Origin of the sequence: Saccharopolyspora oryzae (assembly GCF_027853915.1) — a bacterium.
In the GTDB taxonomy this organism is placed as follows: domain Bacteria; phylum Actinomycetota; class Actinomycetes; order Mycobacteriales; family Pseudonocardiaceae; genus Saccharopolyspora; species Saccharopolyspora oryzae.
The window spans coordinates 14,715-36,417 of record NZ_JAQGLA010000070.1 but is presented as its reverse complement, the minus strand read 5'-3'; the positions used below and the strand labels follow the sequence as shown (position 1 = coordinate 36,417).

At 70.1% G+C, this 21,703-nt stretch carries 20 protein-coding genes; 4 read left to right on the top strand and 16 right to left on the bottom strand.

Annotated elements, in window-relative coordinates; translation table 11 throughout:
* Nucleotides 1–5: 5 nt before the first annotated feature.
* From rpmF to rsmD, 6 genes are all read right to left on the bottom strand, one after another.
* Complete coding sequence (rpmF, locus tag OU415_RS29340; RefSeq protein ID WP_270952592.1) at nt 6–188, bottom strand: 50S ribosomal protein L32; 183 nt, start codon at nt 186–188, stop codon at nt 6–8.
* Between the two features lie 2 nt (nt 189–190).
* Nucleotides 191–763, bottom strand: a complete 573-nt coding sequence (locus tag OU415_RS29335) for a YceD family protein (protein WP_270952591.1) — start codon at nt 761–763, stop codon at nt 191–193.
* A gap of 155 nt (nt 764–918) precedes the next feature.
* Nucleotides 919–1,653: a DivIVA domain-containing protein gene (locus OU415_RS29330; RefSeq protein WP_270952590.1), complete on the bottom strand. Its 735-nt coding sequence runs from the start codon at nt 1,651–1,653 to the stop codon at nt 919–921.
* Between the two features lie 227 nt (nt 1,654–1,880).
* A complete protein-coding gene (locus tag OU415_RS29325; protein ID WP_270952589.1) occupies nt 1,881–2,303 on the bottom strand; it encodes a ribonuclease in 423 nt (140 codons plus the stop codon).
* Between the two features lie 145 nt (nt 2,304–2,448).
* The gene (gene coaD, locus OU415_RS29320; RefSeq protein ID WP_270952588.1) at nt 2,449–2,931 is read right to left on the bottom strand and encodes a pantetheine-phosphate adenylyltransferase; all 483 of its coding nucleotides are present in this window, start codon (nt 2,929–2,931) and stop codon (nt 2,449–2,451) included.
* A gap of 147 nt (nt 2,932–3,078) precedes the next feature.
* On the bottom strand, nt 3,079–3,639 hold the full coding sequence (rsmD, locus tag OU415_RS29315; protein ID WP_270952587.1) for a 16S rRNA (guanine(966)-N(2))-methyltransferase RsmD: 561 nt from the start codon (nt 3,637–3,639) through the stop codon (nt 3,079–3,081).
* 169 nt (nt 3,640–3,808) lie between these two features.
* Here rsmD and OU415_RS29310 point away from each other — a divergent pair, with 169 nt between their 5' ends.
* Nucleotides 3,809–5,863 (top strand): HelD family protein, encoded by a 2,055-nt coding sequence (locus tag OU415_RS29310; protein WP_270952586.1) that lies wholly within the window; start codon nt 3,809–3,811, stop codon nt 5,861–5,863.
* Between the two features lie 115 nt (nt 5,864–5,978).
* On the opposite strand, the gene OU415_RS29305 is transcribed toward OU415_RS29310, so the two are convergent.
* The 3 genes from OU415_RS29305 to OU415_RS29295 all read right to left on the bottom strand — a co-directional run bounded on the left by OU415_RS29305 (nt 5,979) and on the right by OU415_RS29295 (nt 8,044).
* Entirely contained in the window at nt 5,979–6,806 is an 828-nt protein-coding gene (locus OU415_RS29305) for an SAM-dependent methyltransferase (protein ID WP_270952585.1), read from the bottom strand.
* A 101-nt stretch (nt 6,807–6,907) separates the two neighbouring features.
* Complete coding sequence (locus OU415_RS29300; RefSeq protein WP_270952584.1) at nt 6,908–7,717, bottom strand: C1 family peptidase; 810 nt, start codon at nt 7,715–7,717, stop codon at nt 6,908–6,910.
* Nucleotides 7,718–7,732: 15 nt separating this feature from the next.
* Nucleotides 7,733–8,044: a LysM peptidoglycan-binding domain-containing protein gene (locus OU415_RS29295; RefSeq protein ID WP_270952583.1), complete on the bottom strand. Its 312-nt coding sequence runs from the start codon at nt 8,042–8,044 to the stop codon at nt 7,733–7,735.
* Nucleotides 8,045–8,322: 278 nt separating this feature from the next.
* On the opposite strand from OU415_RS29295, the gene OU415_RS29290 reads away from it, so the two are divergent.
* Both OU415_RS29290 and OU415_RS29285 read left to right on the top strand, forming a co-directional pair.
* Entirely contained in the window at nt 8,323–9,468 is a 1,146-nt protein-coding gene (locus OU415_RS29290) for a hypothetical protein (RefSeq protein ID WP_270952582.1), read from the top strand.
* A gap of 121 nt (nt 9,469–9,589) precedes the next feature.
* On the top strand, nt 9,590–10,414 hold the full coding sequence (locus OU415_RS29285; RefSeq protein ID WP_270952581.1) for a LuxR C-terminal-related transcriptional regulator: 825 nt from the start codon (nt 9,590–9,592) through the stop codon (nt 10,412–10,414).
* A gap of 109 nt (nt 10,415–10,523) precedes the next feature.
* On the opposite strand, the gene OU415_RS29280 is transcribed toward OU415_RS29285, so the two are convergent.
* The 6 genes from OU415_RS29280 to OU415_RS29255 all read right to left on the bottom strand — a co-directional run bounded on the left by OU415_RS29280 (nt 10,524) and on the right by OU415_RS29255 (nt 20,389).
* Nucleotides 10,524–13,901, bottom strand: a complete 3,378-nt coding sequence (locus OU415_RS29280; protein ID WP_270952580.1) for a pyruvate carboxylase — start codon at nt 13,899–13,901, stop codon at nt 10,524–10,526.
* A 444-nt stretch (nt 13,902–14,345) separates the two neighbouring features.
* Complete coding sequence (gene recG, locus OU415_RS29275; RefSeq protein WP_270952579.1) at nt 14,346–16,583, bottom strand: ATP-dependent DNA helicase RecG; 2,238 nt, start codon at nt 16,581–16,583, stop codon at nt 14,346–14,348.
* A gap of 274 nt (nt 16,584–16,857) precedes the next feature.
* Entirely contained in the window at nt 16,858–17,340 is a 483-nt protein-coding gene (locus OU415_RS29270) for a hypothetical protein (RefSeq protein WP_270952578.1), read from the bottom strand.
* A gap of 84 nt (nt 17,341–17,424) precedes the next feature.
* Entirely contained in the window at nt 17,425–18,378 is a 954-nt protein-coding gene (locus OU415_RS29265) for a DUF1648 domain-containing protein (RefSeq protein ID WP_270952577.1), read from the bottom strand.
* Nucleotides 18,375–18,734: a GntR family transcriptional regulator gene (locus OU415_RS29260; RefSeq protein ID WP_270952575.1), complete on the bottom strand. Its 360-nt coding sequence runs from the start codon at nt 18,732–18,734 to the stop codon at nt 18,375–18,377. Before OU415_RS29260 ends, OU415_RS29265 begins: the two co-directional genes overlap by 4 nt.
* A gap of 95 nt (nt 18,735–18,829) precedes the next feature.
* Nucleotides 18,830–20,389 carry a DAK2 domain-containing protein gene (locus tag OU415_RS29255; protein WP_270952573.1) on the bottom strand — a complete coding sequence of 520 codons (1,560 nt, stop codon included), beginning with the start codon at nt 20,387–20,389 and terminating at the stop codon, nt 18,830–18,832.
* A gap of 249 nt (nt 20,390–20,638) precedes the next feature.
* Between OU415_RS29255 and rpmB the strand changes: the two genes are divergently transcribed.
* Nucleotides 20,639–20,830, top strand: a complete 192-nt coding sequence (gene rpmB, locus OU415_RS29250; protein ID WP_270952571.1) for a 50S ribosomal protein L28 — start codon at nt 20,639–20,641, stop codon at nt 20,828–20,830.
* Between the two features lie 274 nt (nt 20,831–21,104).
* Here rpmB and OU415_RS29245 read toward each other — a convergent pair whose 3' ends face one another.
* Entirely contained in the window at nt 21,105–21,689 is a 585-nt protein-coding gene (locus tag OU415_RS29245) for an Rv1733c family protein (protein ID WP_270952570.1), read from the bottom strand.
* Nucleotides 21,690–21,703 lie beyond the last annotated feature (14 nt).

The window sequence follows — 21,703 nt, the reverse complement described above, 5'->3', positions numbered from 1 at the left end:
GCCGATCAGGCGGGCTGGACGACCTGGCGGCCGTCGTACTGGCCACAGGCCGGGCAGACCACGTGCGGCAGCTTCTGCTCGCGGCAGGCGCCGTTGGAGCACTGCACCAGCGTCGGCGCCGAGGTCTTCCACTGCGACCGGCGGTGACGGGTGTTGGCCCGGGACATCTTGCGCTTCGGGACGGCCACGACTAGTTCTCCTCCTCGGTCCCGCCGAACCGCTCTTGCAGCGCGGCCCAGCGAGGGTCAATGGTCTCATGCGTGTGATCGGGGGCGAGTTCGGCCCACTTCACGCCGCACCCGGAGCACAGCCCCTGGCAGTCCGGCGAGCACAACGGTGCCGAGGGCAGCGACAGCAGCATCGCGTCCCGCACCACCGGTTCGAGGTCGATCAGGTCGTCCACGACCCGCTCCACCTCGTCGTCATCGCTGGTGGCGTCCGTGGCGCTGTCCGGGTAGGCGAACAGCTCCCGCACCTCGACCTCGACCTCGTCGGAGATCGGGTCCAGGCACCGGACGCACTCACCGGCCAGGTGGGCCACGGCGGTACCCGACACCAGCACGCCCTCGACCACCGACTCGGCCAGCAGGTCGAGTTCGACCGGCTCGCCCTCGGGCACCTTGATCATGTCCAGCCCGAACCCGGCCGGCGCCGGGGCCTTGCGCGTGTAGGCGCGGCTGCTGCCGGCGCGGTGGCCGATCTCCCGGGTGTCGATCACCCACGGGCCGACCTGCGCGGCGCGCGCATCGTGGTTCTGAGACATCACAAAGTTTCGGTGGTAATTCGATCGGGCAGTTTCGCGGCATCGGCGGACGACGCGAGCACCGATCGCAGCGGCGACCGGCACGCCGTCCAAAGCCAGCTTTCCAAGGGTACGCGACCCCTCCCCAGCGGCGACACCAGGCCCCGCCGCCGGGATCAGTTCGCGGCGGCCCCGCTGCCCGAGCCCCACTCCTCGTAGTCGAACGGGGCGCCGACCGGGCTGCGCAGCTGCTGGCGGCCCTTGCCGACCGTGCGGAGGGTCCGGCTGAGGAGGTCTTCGAAGTCGGCCAGGCGGGAGTCCACGTAGGCGTCGCACTCGGTGCGCAGCCGCTCGGCGTCCTCGTTGGCCTCCTCCACGATGCGCTTGGCCTCGCTGTTGGCCGCCTGCACCACCTCGGTGTCGGCGACCATGCGGGCCTGCTCGGCCTTGCCCTCGTGCACCGACTGCTCGTAGGCGGCCCGGCCGGCCTGCACCATCCGGTCGGCCTCCGACTGGGCGCTGCTGACGTAGTCCTCGTACTCGCGGCGGCCGGCGGTGACGGCCTGCTCGGCCTGGCCGCGCGCCTCGGCCAGCATCTCGTCGGCCTGCTCGCGCGCATCGGCGAGCAGCTGCTCGGCTTCGGCCCGGGCGGCGGCGAGGGTGCGCTCGGCTTCGCTGCGGGCGTCGGTGACCGACTTGTCGGCCTTCGCCTCGGCGGTGGAGACCACCTCGTCGCGGTGGTCGAGCACGTCCTGGGCGTCGTCCAGTTCCTGCGGGATCGCGTCCCGGACGTCGTCGAGCAGCTCCAGCACGTCACCGCGGGGCACCACGCACCCCGAGGTCATGGGAACGCCGCGCGCCTCTTCCACGATCGTGACCAGCTCGTCGAGGGCCTCGAACACCCGGTACACCTTGATCTCCCTGCCGTCGTAGCCGCCGCAGCGGCAAGCATCTCAGAACTCCCCGGAACCGATGATCACGGGCCGCTCCGCTCCCAGTCTGCCCGCGCCGAGCACCGGGGCGCGGGAAATCCGACGTCCGCGTGTCAAGACCGGGCCCACCGGCCACCCGAACCGGTGAAGCATGGAACGCCTCCCCGGTCGGTCCGGGGAGGCGTTCCGCGTGGATCAGGCGATCGTCAGGCGTCGATGTTGGTCAGCTTGAAGCTCTCGTAGTGGTCTTCGGTGTAGAAGTACTCGCCCTTCTCGCCGACGACGAAGCGGCGGGCACCTCGGTCGTCGCTGCCGGGGGTCTCCACCGTGTACTCGTGGTAGTAGCCGTCAGCGCAGTCCGGCAGGATGCCCTCCCGGTTGCTGAACACCGTGCCGTCCTGCGGGTACGGGTAGGGGCCGCCCTTCTTGATCAGGTCCACCGTCTCGGTGGCCTCGGGCGGCAGCTGGGACAGGTTGACCTTCTCGAACTGCGACGTGTCACCGCACGGCGCGGCCTGCACGGCCACGACCGGCGCGGAGACCGCGCTCGTCTGGACGCCGACCAGACCCGCCACGGCGAGCAGGCCGACCAGCAGCAGCTGCACTGTCTTCGACGTGATCCGCATCATGCCCAGCAACGCTAGATGCCGACCGTGATCACCTTCTGAAACTGACGTGAACCCGAAGCGACCGCACGCCCATCGTGCGACGCCCGTTAACCCCGACGGCCTAGGGAGCCGGCTTTAACCCGACTTGCGCGCGGCAGCAAGAACCTCAGCCGCGTTCGGCCAGGCGTTCGCGCAGGCGCTGCTCGATCTTCGGGGGAACCAGGTTGGAGACCTCGCCGCCGTAGGTGGCGACCTCCTTGACCAGGGAGCTGGCCAGGAAGCTGTACTGCGGGTTGGTGGACATGAACATCGTCTCGACCCCGGACAGCTGCTGGTTCATCTGCGCCATCTGCAGCTCGTAGTCGAAGTCGCTGACCGCGCGCAGGCCCTTGACGATCGCGCCGATGCCGTTGGTCTTGCAGTAGTCCACGAGCAGGCCGTGCCAGGCGTCGATGCGCACGTTCGGCCACGGCTCGGTGACCTCGCGCAGCATCTCGAGCCGTTCCTCGACGGTGAACAGGCTCTTCTTGCTCTTGTTGATGAGCACGGCGACGACGACCTCGTCGAACAGCTTCGACGCTCGCTCGATGATGTCCAAATGACCGTTGGTGACGGGGTCATAAGAGCCTGGACACACGGCACGCCTCATGCGCCCGAACGTTAGCAGCACCCAGCAGAACCGCCCACGACGAAGTGTCGTGGCTCACCGGCGCCGCAGTTTCAATTGAAACTGCGATCCGCCGTGGCCAGGATGTGCAGTTTCAATTGAAACTGTGTTCAGCCGGCGCTGAAACGATCAGTGGTCCTCGTGCTCGGCCCAGTGGACGGCGGTGTCCCCGTAGCGCTTGCTGCGCAGCGGGTGCAGGTTCGGCGGCCAGTCCGGTTCTCCGCTGCGGAGGGCCCGTTCCACGATCACCAGGCTGCCCGGCGCAGTCCAGCCGTTGTCGACCAGCGCGGCGAGGACCTGCTGCAGCTTCTCCGGCGGGAGGTCGTACGGCGGGTCGGCGAGCACCACGTCGAAGGGTTGGTCCGCCGGACTGCTCAGCAGCGTTTCGGCCTTGGCCTGCGCCACGTGGACGTCGCGGAACCCGAGCGAAGCGGCGTTGCGGCGCAACATCGCCGCAGCGCGGCGGTCGTGCTCGACGAAGGTGGCGTGCGAGGCTCCGCGCGAGAGGGCCTCCAGGCCGAGGGCGCCGGAGCCGCCGTAGAGGTCGAGCACTCGCGCGCCGGGGAGTTCCATCGCCGATTCCAGCGCACTGAACAGGGCTTCCCGCACGCGCTCCGAGGTGGGTCTGGTTCCCTTCGGGGGCACGTCGATGCGCCGCCCGCCCACGCTTCCGGCCACGATCCGAGTCACCCGTCCATCGTGGCGCACAGCCACCGGGGCCTGGCCCGGAGGGGCTCGTTCGCGGTCATTTTACGCCGGGGCCCCGGGCTTCCCCGCTGCCGGGAGCGAGCAACGTGACGGCGCCCCGGGCGTAAGCTATTTGGTCTGCCTACCGCGCCAGACCGGGAGTAAGACACAGGTGTCCGAAGCGTCCATCAAGCAGGCCGAGATCGCGGTCGAGCAGCAGCACGTCGACCGGGTCTACAGCCGTCTCGACGAGCTGCGCGCCGAAGCCGAGGCGATGCGCGACAAGAGCTACGAGTACGGCCAGGAGGCGACGCCCGAGGCCCTCAACGAGCGCGACGTGATGCTGCACCACGCCAACCGGACGCTGCAGGCGCTCAACGCCGAGTCCGAGGGCCTGGTGTTCGGCCGCCTGGACTTCGCCAGCGGCGACGCGGTGCACATCGGCCGGTTGGGCATCCGCGACCCGCAGTTCGAGAACCTGCTGGTCGACTGGCGCGCCCCGCTGGCGTCGGCGTTCTACCAGGCGACCCCGGAGCACCCGCAGGACGTGGTGCGCCGCCGGGTGATCCGCTCCTCCCGCGAGCAGGTCGTGGACGTCTCCGACGACCTGCTGGACCCGGAGCGCGCGCCGGAGGACATGCGGGTGATCGGTGACGGCGCGCTGATGGCCGCGCTGACCCGCTCCCGCGGCGACTCGATGCGCAACATCGTCGCGACCATCCAGAAGGAGCAGGACGACGCGATCCGCGCGCCCGAGGGCGGGGTCACCGAGATCACCGGCGGTCCGGGCACCGGCAAGACCGCGGTCGCCCTGCACCGCGCCGCCTACCTGCTCTACCGGGACCAGCGGCGGCTCGGCGGTCCCGGCGTGCTCGTGGTCGGCCCGTCGCCGGTGTTCATGTCCTACATCTCGCGGGTGCTGCCGTCGATGGGCGAGCACAACGTGGAGCTGCGCGCGCTCGGCGAGGTGCTGGACGGCATCAGCACGGCCAAGATCGACGATCCGCGCACGGCGGAGGTCAAGGGCTCGTCGCGGATGGTGAAGGTGCTGCGGCGCGCGCTGCGGCTGCCGCCGCCGGACGCCCCCGAGCTGCTGCAGATGTTCTACCGGGGCACGGTGCTGAAGCTGGAGGCCGACGACCTCAAGCGGATCCGCCGCTCGCTGCACAACAAGGGCCACCAGCCCAACAAGAACCGGATGCGGGCGGCCGACGCGCTGCTGGAAGCCCTGTGGCAGAAGGCGAAGCAGGCCGCCGACGAGAAGTTCCAGCCGGACCGGGAGCAGCTGATCACCGAGATCGGCGACCGCATCGAGTTCCACCGGTTCCTGGTCGCCTGGTGGCCGCCGACGTACCCGATGCAGGTGCTGCGCTGGCTGTCCGACCCGACCCGGTTGTCGCAGGCGGCGCGCCGGTTGCTGTCGGCCGAGGAGGTCGACCTGCTGGCGAAGTCGTGGACCGAGGTGACCGAGTGGACGGTCGCCGACATCGCGCTGATCGACGAGCTGCGCGGCCTGGCCGGCCCGCCGCCGAAGCGCCGCCGCGTCGAGGGCGAACCCGAGCAGCCGAAGCGCGCGGTCAACTACGACGAGTACGCGCACGTGGTGATCGACGAGTCCCAGGACCTCTCGCCGATGCAGTGGCGGATGGTGGGCCGCCGCGGTCGCCACGCGAGCTGGACGATCGTGGGCGACCCGGTGCAGTCGTCCTGGCCGGACGCCGAGGAAGCGGCGACCGCGCGCCAGGAAGCGCTGAGCGCGCAGCGCACGCACCGCCGCTTCACGCTGCACACCAACTACCGCAACTCGGCGGAGATCTTCGCCCTGGCCGCGGACGCGGTCCGCGACCTGGTGCCGGCCGACGACCTGCCGGAAGCGGTGCGCACCACCGGCATCGAGCCGACGGTGCGCGAAGTCCCGTCCGAGCAGCTGCCGGAGGCGGTGCGCAGGTCCGCGGCGGAGCTGGCGGCGGCAGCGGAGGGCACCATCGGCCTGATCACCACGATGGCCCGCCGCGACGAGGTCCGCACTTGGCTGTCCACTGTGGATGGTGAGGATGCGGAACGGCTGCGCGTGGTCGGCAGCCTGGAGGCCAAGGGCATGGAGTACGACGCGGTCGTGGTCATCGACCCGGACGGCCTGGCGGCGGAGTCCAGCACCGGCCGCCGAGCCCTCTACGTCGCCCTCAGCCGAGCCACCCAACTCCTCACCGTCATCCACCCGCGCTGACACCCCGCGAAGAGCGCCTTCCACCACCCGGCGGAGGGCGCTCTTCGATCTTCTGCTGCCATGTGCGCTTCGGGAATCTCTTGGTGGAGAACCCCTTCCACGCCTGAGGGGCGGATCAGGCCGGTGGGTGCGGGCTGCCGACTGCGGCGAAGAAGGCCGAGCGGGACGGGTCGTGGTCTGCTGGGAGCGGGCCGTCGGAGCGCCACTGGGACGGGTAGACCAGGCCCGGCTCGACGAGGTCGTAACCCTCGAGCAGGTGCTCGATCTCCGCGCGGCTGCGCAGGATCATGGGCTCCGTGGTGTCCGCGTTGAAGATCTCCACCGCGCGGCGCATGTCCTCCGGGTGGTCTTCGTCCGTCATGTGCGAGAACACCAGGTAGGAGCCGGGGCGCTGGACCGCCCGGTAGCGGTTCAGGATGCCCACCGGGTCGTCCTCGTCGGCCAGGTAGTGCGCCATGGCCACCATCAGCACCGCGATCGGCTCGTCGAAGTCCAGCAACCGCCGGGTTTCCGGGGCGCCGAGGACCTCGTCGGGGCGGCGCATGTCCGCGTGCAGCACGACGGCGTTGCCGTTGCCCGCCAGGATCCGCCGGGAGTGGGCGACCGCGATCGGATCGATGTCGACGTAGACCACGCGCGCGCCGGGATCGGTCTGCTGCGCGATCTCGTGCACGTTGCCCACCGTCGGCACGCCCGATCCGAGGTCGAGGAACTGCCTGATGCCCTGCTCCTGGCAGAACCGGACCGCGCGGCGCAGGAAGGCCCGGTTGTCCTGGGCCGGCTGGGGCGTGCTCGGCACGATCTCCTTGATCTTGTCCAGGACCGCGCGGTCGACCTCGAAGTTGTGCGAACCGCCGAGTCCGTAGTCGTAGACCCGGGCCGGGCTGGACTTCGCGGTGTCCACCTCCGGCGGAACCCAGCTCAACGAGACGTCGTCAGCCATCGCGCACTCCCCTTCGGCGATCACCGGGCGACCACATCCTGGCACGCCCGGTCACCGGCGTTGAAGGGGCCGAACAGCGGAACGCGGGCCGCCCCGGAAAGTCAGGTCACGAAGCGGATCGTCCAGAAGTCCGAGGACAGGGCTCTTTCCGTCAGGTACGGGTACGGGAGCGCGAAATAACCCTTCTGCCCCCAGTCGGCACCCCAGGAGTTGCGGCAGAGGAAGCTCTGCTGGGCATCGTCGTAGCCGACGGCCACGACCGCGTGCCCTCCCATGATCTGCTCTTGCGGGCTCGGCATCGGCACGACGCCGGTCTTCGCGACCTCCTGGCTCTCGAAGCTCTCGTACACGGTGAACCCGAACACGAACGGATATCCCGTGGCGAGGCAGCCCCGGAACTGGTCGAGGTCCCGAGTTACGCGCTGGTAGGACGTGACCCTGTTCTGCAGGGCATCCTTGTAGCACCCGTCCGACGGCGCCTCGGCTTCTCGCGCACCGGGCGGGAACAGCCCGTCGGGCCCGGCGGGCGTGTCGTCGTAGGGCCATTCCGTTTCGGGGCACACGCCCAGCTTCGCCACGCTCTTGATCCCATCGCGGATTTGAGCCCCCGAATCCACGGGCACATGACCTTCCATCGCCCGCTCGTTGTAGTAGATGAACAACCTGGACGGCAGGAAATCCTGCGACTGCTGCTTTTCCAGGTCGAACTGGATGGCTCCCGCTATGGCGTTCGCGGTGCAGCTGCCGATCCGCCCCTGGTCGTAGGGCTGCGGCAAACCATTTCGGAGATCGACGCTGGAGGGCAAGCTAACCAATGCCACGCGAGGTGCCGCGTAGAGGAAGTCGCGAGCATCCGGAAGATCCGGCGACCAACCATAACCGGCGATCTTCCTGGGCTTTTCCTTCACCATGAAAAACTCCTGATCTCATCCGGGAATGCAGATGGTCTGCCCGCTGAGTATGCGGTCAGGATTGGCGATGTGGTTGTAGTGGGCGAGCTGGTGCCAGTCGACGCCGAATCTCTCACCGATCTGCGAGAGCGTGTCCCCGTACTGGACGGTGTACGCGTTGCACACGTTCTGCGAACTCGCCAGCCGGAGGACCTGCCCGGGATAGATGCGGTTGGCGTCCTGGATGTTGTTGATCCGCGCCAGGTCCGGCCACGACACGTGGAACCATTCTCCGATCTGGGACAGGGTGTCGCCCTGCTGAACTTGGTAGGTGTTGCAGTCGGTCATCGTTTTCCCCTCGCCGAACTCCCAGGTGCGCACCCCACGTCGCGCACTACCCCAGTAGGGCGCGCCGCCGTCCGGTCGAGCAATGAACCCCCGGTTCCATCGAAGGTTCACGGCCGTCTCCGGACCGGCGGATCGCCTTGCCCCGTTCGGCGATTCGCACCGGCATCGCATCGCGCGTGGTCCCCGCTGAACCCCGGTTGAACCTGCTCCGCCGTTGCGCCGCGGCGCCGCGCGCCCGGAGGATGAGGCCGGGTTCGCCTCGGGACGGAGGATCCGTCGTGAACACCTCGCCCGACAACGGCAGAACGTTCCTCGAACGGTTGTGGCCCAGAGTTCGGCTGTGGCGGTTCCGCGAGCCTTGGCGGTGGTGGCCGTGGGGCCAGCGAACGCTAGCCCGCATCCAGGAGCTGAAACCGCTTCTGGAGTGCGCGAGAGAACAGGATGGCGCGCAGTGCAGCGCAAAGTTCTGCGATACCGCCGAATCCCTCATCGACAAAGCCGAGAAAGCGATCAAGGGCGCCCGGTTGCGGTGGTGGCTGCTGCCGTTGATTTCGCCGCGATTCAGCGCAATGGACAATGCGCTGGCGAACACGAACAAAGCGCACGTCCTTCTCGTGAAAGCGCTGAAAGCGGAGGAGCTCAAGGCCAGGTTGCCGGAGCTGGCCGCGCTGGTCAGATCACACCTGATCAAGATCGACGAACGGCGGATCGATTTCGAGAGAACAATGCAGGAGCGCGACGATCTCAGCAAGGTCGAAAAGGGCAGGCAAACCATCGTCGACGCCCTCGACGCGGTCTACGAGATCCGAATGCGCGAGATCATCAGAGTGCGGAGCTTCGTTCGGATCGTCATCATCTGGACGTGGGGGCTTTTGATAAGCGCTGTGCTGATAGCGTTCGTCGTCCACCCGGAAGCGAAGGTCTCGTTGTGCTTCCCCTCCTACCCGAAGATGCCGACCCCAGGCCAACCGGCAATACCGTCCGGCCCGGTCGTGCAGGTGTGCCCCACCAGCGGTTCGCCGGGCTCCAACGGCGAGCCGAGCACGTGGGACTACCCGGTGGTCGAAGCTGCCGGCCTGTTCGCGGCAGCCATCACGGCAGCCGCCACGATGCGCCAGATGCAGGGTGCCGCCACGGCCTACAACGTGCCTATCGCGCTCGCCCTGCTCAAGCTGCCCACCGGCGCGCTGACCGCCGTGCTCGGCCTGCTCCTGATGCGCGGGCAGTTCGTACCTGGGCTCACGAGCCTCGACACCCCGGGCCAGATCGTCGCGTGGGCGATCGTCTTCGGCGCCGCGCAGCAGCTGTTCACCAGGTTCGTCGATGAGCGCGGTACAGCCGTGATGCAAGCCCTGCCCGGCCCGGGGAGTCCTCACGCCGACCCTCCGCACAGCGGAAATCCGTCTCCACAGCAAGGGCAGTAAAACCATCGGGCACGAAGGCTCATGTGCACCGCGGACAACCCTCGTAGGGTGTCTGGTGTGTCCGCATTGCCCTTCGGCGGACGGGATGCGCACGCCGTTCCCGGTCCTGGGGGAGCACACCATGATCAATCTCATCATCGTGGCCGACACCCGGTTCCACCGCGAAGGCCTGGCGCTCGCGTTGCGCTGCGCCGGGCCCCGGATCGACGCCATCACGGCCCTCGCCCGCCCTGAAGAGCTGGACGCGACCGCAACCGGACGATCCGGCAGCGTCCTCCTGCTCGACGTCACCAACACGTGCGATGGCCCTGGCACCGTGACCGCACTGCGCTGCAGGCACCCCCACCTGCGGATCGTCGCCCTGGGAGTGCCGGCCTGCGAAGCGGAGATCGTCGCTTATGCGGAAGCGGGTGCTGTCGGCTATCTGACGCGCGACAGCTCGATCGCGGAACTCGTGTGCACGATCGAAAGCGTTGCGAGAGGCGAAATGCGCTGCACGCCGCGCGTGGCAGCGGCGCTGGGCCGCCGGGTGGCCGAACTCGCCGACGAACTCCGGCCGGCCGGCGCGGGGGAAAGTCTGAGCCGCCGCGAAGCGGAGGTCGCGGTGCTGCTGGAGCTGGGTTTGTCCAACCAGCAGATCTCCCGGCGGTTGTGCATCGCTCTGGCCACGGTGAAGAACCACGTGCACAACATCCTGACGAAGCTGGAGGTGCCCACCAGGGCGGAGGTCGCCGAATGGGCGTGGCGGCAAGAATTGCACCGCAGCGTGGTGGTCAGACAGCTGCCTGAAATGGCCACCTCGGACCACAGCGGCGGAACGTGCCGACGCACCGGCGAAAGCCCACCGCACGGGAACGACCGTGCGATCCCCGACCAGCGCCGCTTGTCGCGGATCGCCCTCGGGTCGACGCGGGCAGCACCCCGCGAATCCGCGTCCACACCGTGATCTGCGCCGGCGCTCCGCAAACCTGCTGATCGAAGACCCGTTCCGCTCCTGGGACGACGAAAACGCGGGCCGCCTCCGAGGGAGGACGGCCCGCGTTTCGCCGTGGTGCTCAGCCGAGTTCGATGATCAGGTCTCCGCCTTCGACCTGCTGCACGGCGCCGATGGCCAGGCGCTTGACCTGACCAGTGGTCGGAGCGGTGATCGCCGCCTCCATCTTCATCGCTTCGATGGTGGCGATGGTCTGCCCCGTCTCCACGGCGTCCCCCTCACCGACCGCGAGGGTCACCACGCCGGCGAACGGAGCCGGGACGTGACCAGGGTTCGAGCGGTCCGCCTTCTCCGCGATCGGGAGGTTGGTCGCCACCGAGCGGTCGCGGACCTGGATCGGCCGCAGCTGGCCGTTCAGCGTCGCCATCACCGTGCGCAGACCGCGGTCGTCCGGCTCGCTGATCGCTTCGAGCCCGATGAGCAGCCGCACGCCCGGCTCGAGGTCGACCGGGAACTCCTCCCCCGGCCGCAGGCCGTAGAAGAAGTCCTTGCTGCGCAGCAGCGAAGTGTCGCCGTAGGCCTCGCGGTGCTCGGTGAACTCCTTGGTGGGCTTGGCGAACAGCAGCCGGTTCAGCGTGGCGCGGCGGTCCGAGGCCAGCCCCGCGCGGTCCTCTTCGGACAGTTCCGCGATGCGCCGGACCGCGGTGCGGCCCTCCAGGGCGCGGGTGCGGAACGGCTCCGGCCAGCCCGCCGGCGGCTCGCCGAGCTCGCCCTGCAGGAAGCCGATCACCGAATCCGGGATGTCGAACTTGCGCGGATCGGCCTCGAAGTCGGACGGGTCCACCCCGGCGCCGACCAGGTGCAGCGCGAGGTCGCCGACCACCTTCGACGACGGCGTCACCTTGACCAGCCGGCCGAGGATCCGGTCGGCCGCGGCGTACATCGCCTCGATCTCCTCGAACTTGTCGCCGAGACCGAGCGCCACCGCCTGGGTGCGCAGGTTGGACAGCTGACCACCGGGGATCTCGTGGCGGTAGACCCGGCCGGTCGGCGAGGCCAGCCCGGCCTCGAACGGCTGGTAGATCTTGCGCACCGACTCCCAGTACGGCTCCAGGTCGCACACCGCCCGCAGGTCCAGGCCGGTGGCGCGCTCGGTGTGGTCGGTGGCGGCCACCACCGAGGACAGCGCGGGCTGCGAGGTGGTGCCGGACATCGAAGCCGTCGCGGCGTCCACCGCGTCCGCACCGGCCTGCACCGCCGCCAGGTAGGTGGCCAGCTGGCCGCCCGGCGTGTCGTGGGTGTGCAGGTGCACCGGCAGGTCGAACTCCGAGCGCAGCGCGGATACCAGCTTCGCCGCGGCCGGTGCCCGCAGCAGACCGGCCATGTCCTTGATGGCCAGCACGTGCGCCCCGGCGTCGACGATCTGCTCGGCCAGCCGCAGGTAGTAGTCCAGCGTGTACAGCTGCTCGTTCGGGTCGGACAGGTCGGCGGTGTAGCACAGCGCGACCTCGGCGACCGACTTCCCAGTGGCCCGCACCGCTTCGATGGCCGGGCGCATCTGCTCGACGTCGTTGAGCGCGTCGAAGATGCGGAAGATGTCGATGCCGGTGTCGGTGGCCTCCTGCACGAAGTGCTCGGTCACCTCGGTCGGGTAAGGCGTGTAGCCGACGGTGTTCCGGCCGCGCAGCAGCATCTGCAGGCAGATGTTGGGCACCGCTTCGCGCAGCTTGGCCAGCCGCTCCCACGGGTCCTCGGCGAGGAACCGCAGCGCCACGTCGTAGGTCGCGCCGCCCCAGCACTCCAGGGACAGCAGCTCCGGCGTCATCCGGGCCACGTGCGGTGCGACGGCGAGCAGGTCCTTGGTGCGCACCCGGGTCGCGAGCAGCGACTGGTGGGCATCGCGGAACGTGGTGTCGGTGACGCCCACGCCCTTCGACTCGCGCAGCCAGCGGGCGAAGCCCTCCGGCCCGAGCTCGACCAGCTTCTGCTTGGAACCGGCGGGCGGCTCCACCGACAGGTCGGCGGCGGGGAGCTTGAACACCGGGTCCGGCGTGGTCGGGCGCTCGCCGTTGGGGCGGTTGACGGTGACGTCGGCGAGGTAGTTGAGCAGCCGGGTGCCGCGGTCGGCGGAGTGCCGCGCGGTCAGCAGGTGCGGGCGCTCGCCGATGAACGAGGTGGTGACCCGCCCCGCCGCGAAGTCCGGGTCGTCCAGAACCGCCTGCAGGAACGGGATGTTCGTGGACACGCCGCGGATGCGGAACTCGGCGACGGCGCGCCGCGCCCGCGCCACCGCGGTCTCGAAGTCCCGGCCGCGGCAGGAGAGCTTGACCAGCATCGAGTCGAAGTGCGCGCTGACGCTGGTGCCGGCGAACGCGGTGCCGCCGTCCAGGCGGATGCCCGCGCCGCCCGGCGAGCGGTAGGCGCTGATCATGCCGGTGTCCGGGCGGAACCCGTTGGCCGGGTCCTCGGTGGTGATGCGGCACTGCAGGGCGGCGCCGCGCAGCCGGATCGAGTCCTGGGACATGCCGAGCTCGTCCAGCGTCTCCCCGGCGGCGATGCGCAGCTGCGACTGCACCAGGTCGGCGTCGGTGACCTCCTCGGTGACCGTGTGCTCGACCTGGATGCGCGGGTTCATCTCGATGAACACGTGGCGGCCCTGCTCGTCGACCAGGAACTCCACGGTGCCCGCGTTGACGTAGCCGATCTTGCGGGCGAAGGCGACCGCGTCGGCGCAGATCCGCTCCCGCAGCTGCGGGTCGAGGTTCGGCGCCGGGGCGATCTCGATGACCTTCTGGTGGCGGCGCTGCACCGAGCAGTCCCGCTCGAAGAGGTGGATCACGTTGCCCGCGGCGTCGGCGAGGATCTGCACCTCGATGTGGCGCGGGTTGACGACGGCCTGCTCCAGGAACACCGTCGGGTCGCCGAAGGCCGATTCGGCCTCGCGCATCGCCGCTTCCAGCGCTTCGCGCAGCGCCGACGGCTGGTCGACGCGCCGCATGCCGCGCCCGCCACCACCGGCGACGGCCTTGACGAACACCGGGAACGTCATGTCCTCGGAGGCGGCCAGCAGCTCGTCGATGTCGCGGGACGGCGCCGAGGAGTCCAGCACCGGTACGCCGGCCTCGCGGGCGGCGGCGACCGCGGTCGCCTTGTTGCCGGTCATCTGCAGGATCTCGTGGCTGGGGCCGACGAAGGTGATCCCGGCTTCCCGGCAGGCCCGGGCCAGATCGGGGTTCTCGGACAGGAATCCGTAGCCGGGGTAGATGGCGTCGGCGCCCGCCTGCTGCGCGGCCTTGATGATCTCCTCGACGGAGAGGTAAGCGCGGACCGGGTGACCGGGTTCGCCGATCTCGTAGGACTCATCGGCTTTCAGACGGTGCAGCGAGTTGCGGTCTTCGTGCGGGAACACCGCGACGGTGCCCGCACCCAGCTCGTAGGCGGCGCGGAAGGCGCGAATCGCAATCTCACCGCGGTTCGCGACGAGAACCTTGCGGAACATACCGGCTCCTCGGTTGGCGGGTGTCGGTCAGTGCCAGCACGGTACCGCGAAAATTCCCCCTTCCGGGAGAACTTCCCGAGTGATGGACACCTCCATGCCCCCATGACCTGCCCAAACAACCCTTCCGAGCAAGGTCTGGACCAAAAGAAAAACAAAATAATTTTCGCCGAGTGCAAGTTTCGATCTCTTGTTCCCGCCGAGCCATGGCGCACACCGCCACGAGCAGTTGATCCGCCGTTCAAACAACCGCAACGAAGCGGAGAGCACTCACGCCCGCAGCTCTCCACGAGAAGACCGAATGATGCCGTCCATGCTGACGCACCCACCCGCAATCGGCAGCGCTGCAGCAGTTCCGCGGCCGTCGGGTCGATCTGGAGCGGACGGAAAAACGTGAGACCCGTGATCCCAATGTGCATGGGGACGGGTCCGCACCTGTCCCTGCGGTCAGGTCTTCTCGAGGTACTCCGCCCGGTCCGCGTCGACCACTTCGGCGACCATTCGGGCCAGGCCCGGGTGGTTTCGGAGGGCCGGGTCCTGGTCGACGATGTGGGCCGCTTCGTCGCGGGCCGCCGCGATCACGTCCTCGTCGCGGAGCAGGGACAGCATCTTCAGGCCCGACTTGCGGCCGGACTGGGCCGCGCCGAGGACGTCGCCCTCGCGGCGCAGTTCCAGGTCCAGGCGGGCGAGTTCGAAGCCGTCGGTGGTCGAGGCGACCGCGTCCAGCCGCTCGCGCGTGGTGGTGCCGCCCACCGCCTCGGTGACCAGCAGGCACAGGCCCGGCGCGCTGCCCCGACCGACGCGACCGCGCAGCTGGTGCAGCTGGCTCACGCCGAACCGGTCCGCGTCCATGATCACCATCACCGTGGCGTTCGGGACGTTCACGCCGACCTCGACCACGGTGGTCGCCACCAGCACGTCGACCTCGCCGTCGGCGAAGGCGCGCATCACCGCGTCCTTGTCGTCGGCGGCCAGCCGCCCGTGCAAGATGCCGATCCGCAGGCCGGCCAGCGGTCCGGCCCCGAGCTGTTCGGCCACGTCGAGCACCGCCAGCGGTGGGCGGCGCTCCTCGCCGTCCTCGGGCGGCGGTTCCTCGCCGCCCCCGTCGCTGTCGTCCACGGCGGTCTTGCGGGTCTTCTTCTTGCCCTTGCCCGCGGTCTCCTCGTCGTCGCCGATCCGCGGGCACACCACGTAGACCTGGTGCCCGGCCGCGACTTCCTCGTGGATGCGCGTCCACGCCCGCTCCAGCCAGGTCGGCTTCTCCGCCACCGGCACCACGCTGGTGCTGATCGGCGAGCGCCCCTGCGGGAGTTCGCGCAGCGCCGAGGTTTCCAGGTCGCCGTAGACCGTCATCGCCACCGTGCGCGGGATGGGCGTCGCGGTCATCACCAGCACGTGCGGCGACGTCTCCTCGCCGCCGCGGGCCCGCAGCGCGTCGCGCTGCTCGACGCCGAACCGGTGCTGCTCGTCGACCACCACGAGTCCGAGGTCGGCGAAGGAGACCCGGTCCTGGATCAGCGCGTGCGTGCCGACCACGATCCCGGCTTCGCCGGAAGCCGCCTCCAGCAACGCCTTCTTGCGCTGCGCCGCACCGAGCGAGCCGGTCAGCAGCGTCACCCGCGTGGCTTCTTCGGCGCCGCCGAGCTCGCCCGCCATGGCCAGGTCGCCGAGCAGTTCCCGCAGCGAGCGGGCGTGCTGCGCGGCGAGCACCTCGGTCGGGGCGAGCATCGCCGCCTGCCGACCGGCGTCGACCACCTGCAGCATCGCGCGCAGCGCCACCACCGTCTTGCCGCTGCCGACCTCGCCCTGCACCAGGCGGTTCATCGGGTGCTCGACGGTCAGGTCCTCGGCGATCTGCTCGCCGATCTCGCGCTGCCCCTTGGTCAGCTCGAACGGCATCCGCTGGTCGAACGCGGCCAGCACGCCGTCGTCGCGGCGCGGGCAGACCGGCGCCGGGTGCGACTGGTTCGAACCGCGCAGCTGCGCCAGCACCAGCTGCACCGACAGCGCCTCGTCCCACTTCAGCCGGTCCTGGGCGGCCGCCACGTCGGCGAAGCTGTGCGGCCGGTGGATCTTGCGCAGCGCCGACTCCAGGTCGGCCAGTCCCAGCCGGTCGCGCATCTCCGGGGGCAGCTGGTCGTCGGTGCCGTCCCAGACGTCGAGGACCTGCCCCACGCAGCGCGCGATGGACCACGACGGCAGGCCCTGCGCCGACGGGTAGACCGGGATAAGCGCGGAGGCGAACTCCTCGGCGGCCGAACCGATGTCGGTGGCCTCGTCGTCGAACAGCTGGTACTCGGGGTGGGCGAGCTGCAGCTGCTGGCGGTAGGAGGTGACCTTGCCGGCGAACATCCCGCGCCGGCCCACCACCAGCTCCCGCTCCCGCCAGGCCTGGTTGAAGAAGGTGCAGGTCAGCGACCGGTGCCCGTCGGTGATGCGGGCTTCGACGATGGTGCCGCGGCGGGACTTCATGGTGCGCTTGGTGACCCGCTCGACCTTCGCCAGCACGGTGGCGTGCTCGTCGATCTCCAGCCCGGCGATCGCGGTCAGCTCGCCGCGCTCGGCGTAGCGGCGCGGGTAGTGGCGCAGCAGGTCGCCGACGGTCACCAGGCCCAGCGCCGTCTCGAGCGCCTTGCCGGACTTGGCGCCGAGCACCCGGTCGAGCTTCGCGTCCAATGTGGTCACAGCTGGTCCTCCGCCGCGCACGTCGTCACCGGTCAGGCACCCAGCAAGTTAGCGCCTGCCTTCGATCCTGGTATTCGGTCTTCGTCTTTCATTCGCCGCCAGGCGAATAGCCCACCCTCGCAGCTTGCACCGCCGCGGGTTCTCAGCGTTCGCCTGGCGAGGACGGCCCAGCCGCCGTGTATTGGCATACATAAGGCTGGGCACCCGCAGACCAGGCGGGCGCTGAGGTTCCGCCACCCGCACCGCCACGCAAAACGAGAGCTTCAGACAAGTTCTAGCGGACCGCACTGACGTCTCGATCAGTCGGTGGAGTGCCCTCGCTACGACTGCCCAAGCGCCAGCCCAGCCAACCCGCTAGGGCGCCGCCCAGCAGCAGCCAGCCGGAACTGGGTGGATCGATGGCGTCGCGGAAGCTCGGCGCGTCCAGGTTGGCCACCGTGGTCAGGACCACCGTGCCGAGCATCGTCGCGCCGAACGCGCCCAGTGCCGCCGAAGCCCAAGCCAGACCGCGCCGCTTCAGCACGCCGCCGAAGCCGAGCACGCTCCAGACCGCGGCGACCACCAGCCACCAGACGAGTTCCTCGAAGAGGAAGTCGCGCAGCGGGCTCGAATCCTCCGGTGCTCCGGAGAACGTCCACTCGACGGTGATCGGCTCGGGCAGCCTGGCGCGCAGCGCCGTCGGGACCAGCAGCATCAGCAGCGCGACGAGCAGCGTCCAGCCACCCACGAACCAGAGGTACCGCCGCCGGACATCCACGCCGCTCTCCCGCTCAACTCGACGACCGGTGACGACAGTACCGGCTGCCCAGGTCAGGCCGTCGCGACCGGCTCAGGTCGGACCTCAGAGCGCGGAGCGCTCGGTGATGAGGGCGTTGACCAGCTCCGCACCCCGGGTCGGGTGGTCGACGCTGATGTAGAAGTTGCGGCCCGAGTTCAGGCGCAGGGCCAGGCATTCGCCGCCGCGGAGCATGATCGCGGTGGTGTGCGGCAGCACGCGGTAGCCCCAGCCGCCGACCTCCGTCGCGCGCCGGATCTCCACCCGCGCGCTCTCGATCTGCTCGAGCCGGATCCGCCGGACCGGCCAGCGCAGCGGGCCGAACGAGGTGCGCACCCCGCGCTCGTCGACCTGCACCCGCGCCGAGGACAGGGCGAGGACGAGCAGCCCGGACAGCATCAGCACCAGCGCCGGGGGCCACGCCTGCAGCGCCAGCGACACGACCCCGACCAGCAGCGTGATCCCGCCGATGACCAGCAGCGTTCGGCTCCGGACCGAGGACACCCACACCGCGCGCTCCCCCGGTTTCAGCGTCAGCTCGGCGAGTTCCCCGGCCTCTTCCGGCTGCGCGTCCGGGCCGCGGTTGCCGACCCACCAGCCGAGCCAGCCGACCAGCGCGGCGAGCGCGAGCACCGGGATCACCTGCCAGACCGGCAGCGACCTGGCCTGCTCCCACCCGGCGGCGTCGAGGTTCGCCCAGGTGGTCAACGCGGACATGCCGACGGCGAAAGCGGCACCGGCGCCCAGGATCGCCGCGGCGCTGGCCCGCGCGGCCCTCCGCTCCCAGCCGCGCACCGCGACGACGACCGCGACCACCGCGATGATCAACCACATGACCAGGTCGAACACCAGGTGACCGGCGAAGGGCATCGAGTCGTCCGGCGCCCCGGAGATGCCCCAGTGCGTGGCCATCGGATCCGGCAGCCGGTCCCGCACGGCGAACGCTCCGACGAGCAGCGCTGCGGTCACGGCGGCCACCCACAGGCCCGCTGCGCCCAGGAATCGGGTGCGGTAGGTCATCTCGCCTCCTGCTTCTCGGCTGCTATCCACTCGACGACGTCGTCCGGCCGGTACCCGTGCCGGGCGGCTTCGGCCAGCAGCTCCTGGAGCTTCTGCCGCAGCGCCGCTTCCGGATCCGGGCGGTTCAGCACGCTCACCCCGCGCCCGCGCCGGAACTCCAGCAGCCCTTCTCCCCGCAGCTGCCGCAGCGCGCGGAGCACGGTGTTGGCGTTGATCTGCATCGCGACCGCGAGGTCCCGGGCGGGCGGCAACCGGTCCCCCGGCTCGACCTCGCCCGCCGCGATGGCACGCCGGATGGCGTCCGCGGCCTGCTCGTGCAGCGGACGCTCGTCGTTCAGATCCAACGAGAGCAACATGGTGCTATTGACATTAGCACCATTAATTCCTCACGAGCCACCGATCTGTTCAAGCGGTCGCGAAGGGCCTTGCTGACCAGCGAAGATCTCGGCGGCTACTCCACGCCGAGGAGCAGCAGCGCGCCGAGCTCCCCCGCCGGGTAGCCGGCGAGCTCGACCTCCGGGTGGGAACGCCGGAGGTGATCGGCCAGGACGTCGACCAGGCCTGGCGGGGCGTCTGCGTGGACCAGCGCGGTGACCAGCTCGCCACCGGTGCTGAGCATGCGCGCCGCGAGGTCGCGGGCCGCCGTCGGCACGTCGTCGCCGATCAGCACCACGTCCCCGTCGATCAACCCGAGCACGTCACCCGGGCGGCAGCGACCGACCCAGGTCAGCGCCTCGGCATCGGCGATGCGCAGCTCACCGCGCCGGGTCGCCGCCGCGGCTTCGGCCATCGCGACCTGGTCGTCGGCCCGACGCCGCGTCACGTCGTGCACCGCCAACGCGGCGAGCCCCTGCACCGGGGACGCCGTGGGCACCACGACGACATCCGCACCGTCCGCGCTCACCCCGGCAGCAGCCCGCTCCACCAGCACCGCGGTGTCCGGATCGTTGGGCAGCACCACGACGTGCGCCGCCCCGCTGGCCTCGACCGCCTCGCCGAGCCGTTCGGGCGTCGGCTCCGGACCGACGACGAGCACGTCAGCGCCTTCCGCGGCGAACAGCTCCCCCAGCTCCTCGCTGGGCACGCAGGCCAGCACCGCGGCCTCGCGCGCGAACGCGGCCTGCTGGTCGGCGAACCGGGTCACCTTGATGTTGCGCACCCGGCCGCTGTCGATGCCCGATTCGATCGCCGCGCCGATCTCGTCGCAGTGCACGTGGACGGCCCACGACCCCACGCCGTCACCGACCACCGACACGCAGTCGCCCAGACCGCACAGCACCTCGCGCAGAGCGGTCGCGCGCTCCTGGTCGGTGTCGCCGAGCAGGTACATGACCTCGTACTCGTACTGCGACTCGTGCTCCAGAACACCGGATTCGCCGGGCAGCGGAGCCGCCGGGGCGAGCTGCTCGCCGTCCCGGACGACCGCGTGCAGCGCGTCGAGCACCACCACGAAACCGCGTCCACCGGCATCGACGACCCCGGCGTCCGAGAGCACGGAGAGCTGCGCGGGGGTCGCGGCCAGAGCGTCAACGGCAGCCCGAGTCGCACCGTGCACCGCGACGTCCAGCTGATCGGTCCCGGCCGCGCCGCGAGCTGCGGCCCGCAGGACCGACAGCACAGTGCCCTCGACGGGCTCGGCGAGCGCCTCGCGGGCGAGCTCGTCGGCCCGGGTCAACGCGGCGTGCAGATCGCGCCCGTCGGCGGCCGTAACATCCCGGAGCTGCTCGGACACACCGCGCATGGCCTGCGAGAGCAGCACTCCGGAGTTCCCGCAGGCGCCGCCGAGCGCTCCCTTGGCGAGGGCTCCGAGCACCCCGCCGAGGGTGTCGGGCGCGGCCGCGTCCAGCTCGTCCACAGCGGCCCGCATCGTCTGCAGCAGGTTCGTGCCGGTGTCCCCGTCGGCGACCGGGTAGACGTTGATCCGGTCGATCGCGGCGCGCTCCGAGACGAGCGCAGCCAGGGACAAGTCCGCCCAGCGCCGGGCCGCCGCCGCATCCAGCGTCCGCAACAACCGGACCTCCTCCTACCATCGGATTGGCCTGACCCTAGTCCCGTCCGGGGCCACGCGCCCCCACCGCCGGAGGGGCGGTCAACGGTGGGATACACTGATCCGGTCCCAGGGTGGCGATGACCCAGGGCGTCCGGATTTCCGGGCTCAGGCCGCCGCCAACGGCGGTGAACAGCAAGCTCTCACGCAAGTGGGGGTCGCTTGCGTGGCTCTCATCGCTGTAACCGTCAAGCAAAGTAAGGGGTGTCTGACGTGGCTGCCGTCTGCGACGTCTGCAAGAAGGGACCTGGCTTCGGCAACTCGGTCTCGCACTCCCACCGGAAGACTCGGCGCCGGTGGAACCCGAACATTCAGACCGTGCACGCCAAGATCGGCCTGTCGCAGCGCAAGCGCATGAACGTGTGCACCTCCTGCCTGCGAGCTGGCAAGGTCGCGCGCGGCTGAATCACAGCGCGTTAAACCCCGAGGTCATCAGGGCCTCGGGGTTTTTGCTGCTCAAGGCCTGTCTCCGGTGGTCGTTCCGAGTAGCGGTGCGGGTAGCGGAACCTCAGCGCCCGCCTGGACTCCGGGTGCCCGACTTGATGTATGCCAATACACGGCAGCTGCGCCGTCCTCGCCAGGCGAACGCTGAGAACCCGCGGCGGTGCCAGCGCCGAGGGCGGGCCATGCGCCTTCGGCGCATCAAAGACAAGGACAGAACGACCACCAAGGAGACTTCCTACGAAGTGTGGTTGCGCCACTGCGGCTCGACCTTCTCCCACTCGGCCGCCCAGGCCTCGAGCCGGCGGTGGGTGACCCAGGCGCGCGCGCCGAGCAGGCCGAGCGTGGTCATCAGCGCAGCTCCGAGCAGGACTCCCGCTCCGGCCAGACCCGCTGCTTGCGCCGCTTCGCCGCCGGTGAGCGGCGGGGCGACCAGCCGGTCCTGGTCGTCCACCCAGATCGGGAGCGTGCCGGCGGCCGGCGCCCGGGCCGGCAGGTCCACCACCGCGAACCGATCAGCGGGCGGCTGGCCCCAGTGCACCGCGACCGGCCGGTGCCCCGTCGCGCTGCTGGGCAGCTCGGCCACCACCGAGGCCACCACCTGGTGCCTGGTGGCCTGCTCCTGCTCGACCACGGCGAGGCGGTTGTTCAGCTCGTCGCGCGCCACCAGCAGCGCCACCACGGCGGCGGCCGCCACGACCAGCACGGCGAGCAGCAGCGCGATCGGTTCGAAGAGATCAGTGCGCCGGCGCAGCGGGTTGGCACCGGGGAACAGCCTGCGGACCAGGCACCGCAGGCCGCTGGTGTTCCGGTCGGCTCCCATGACGAGCCTTCTTC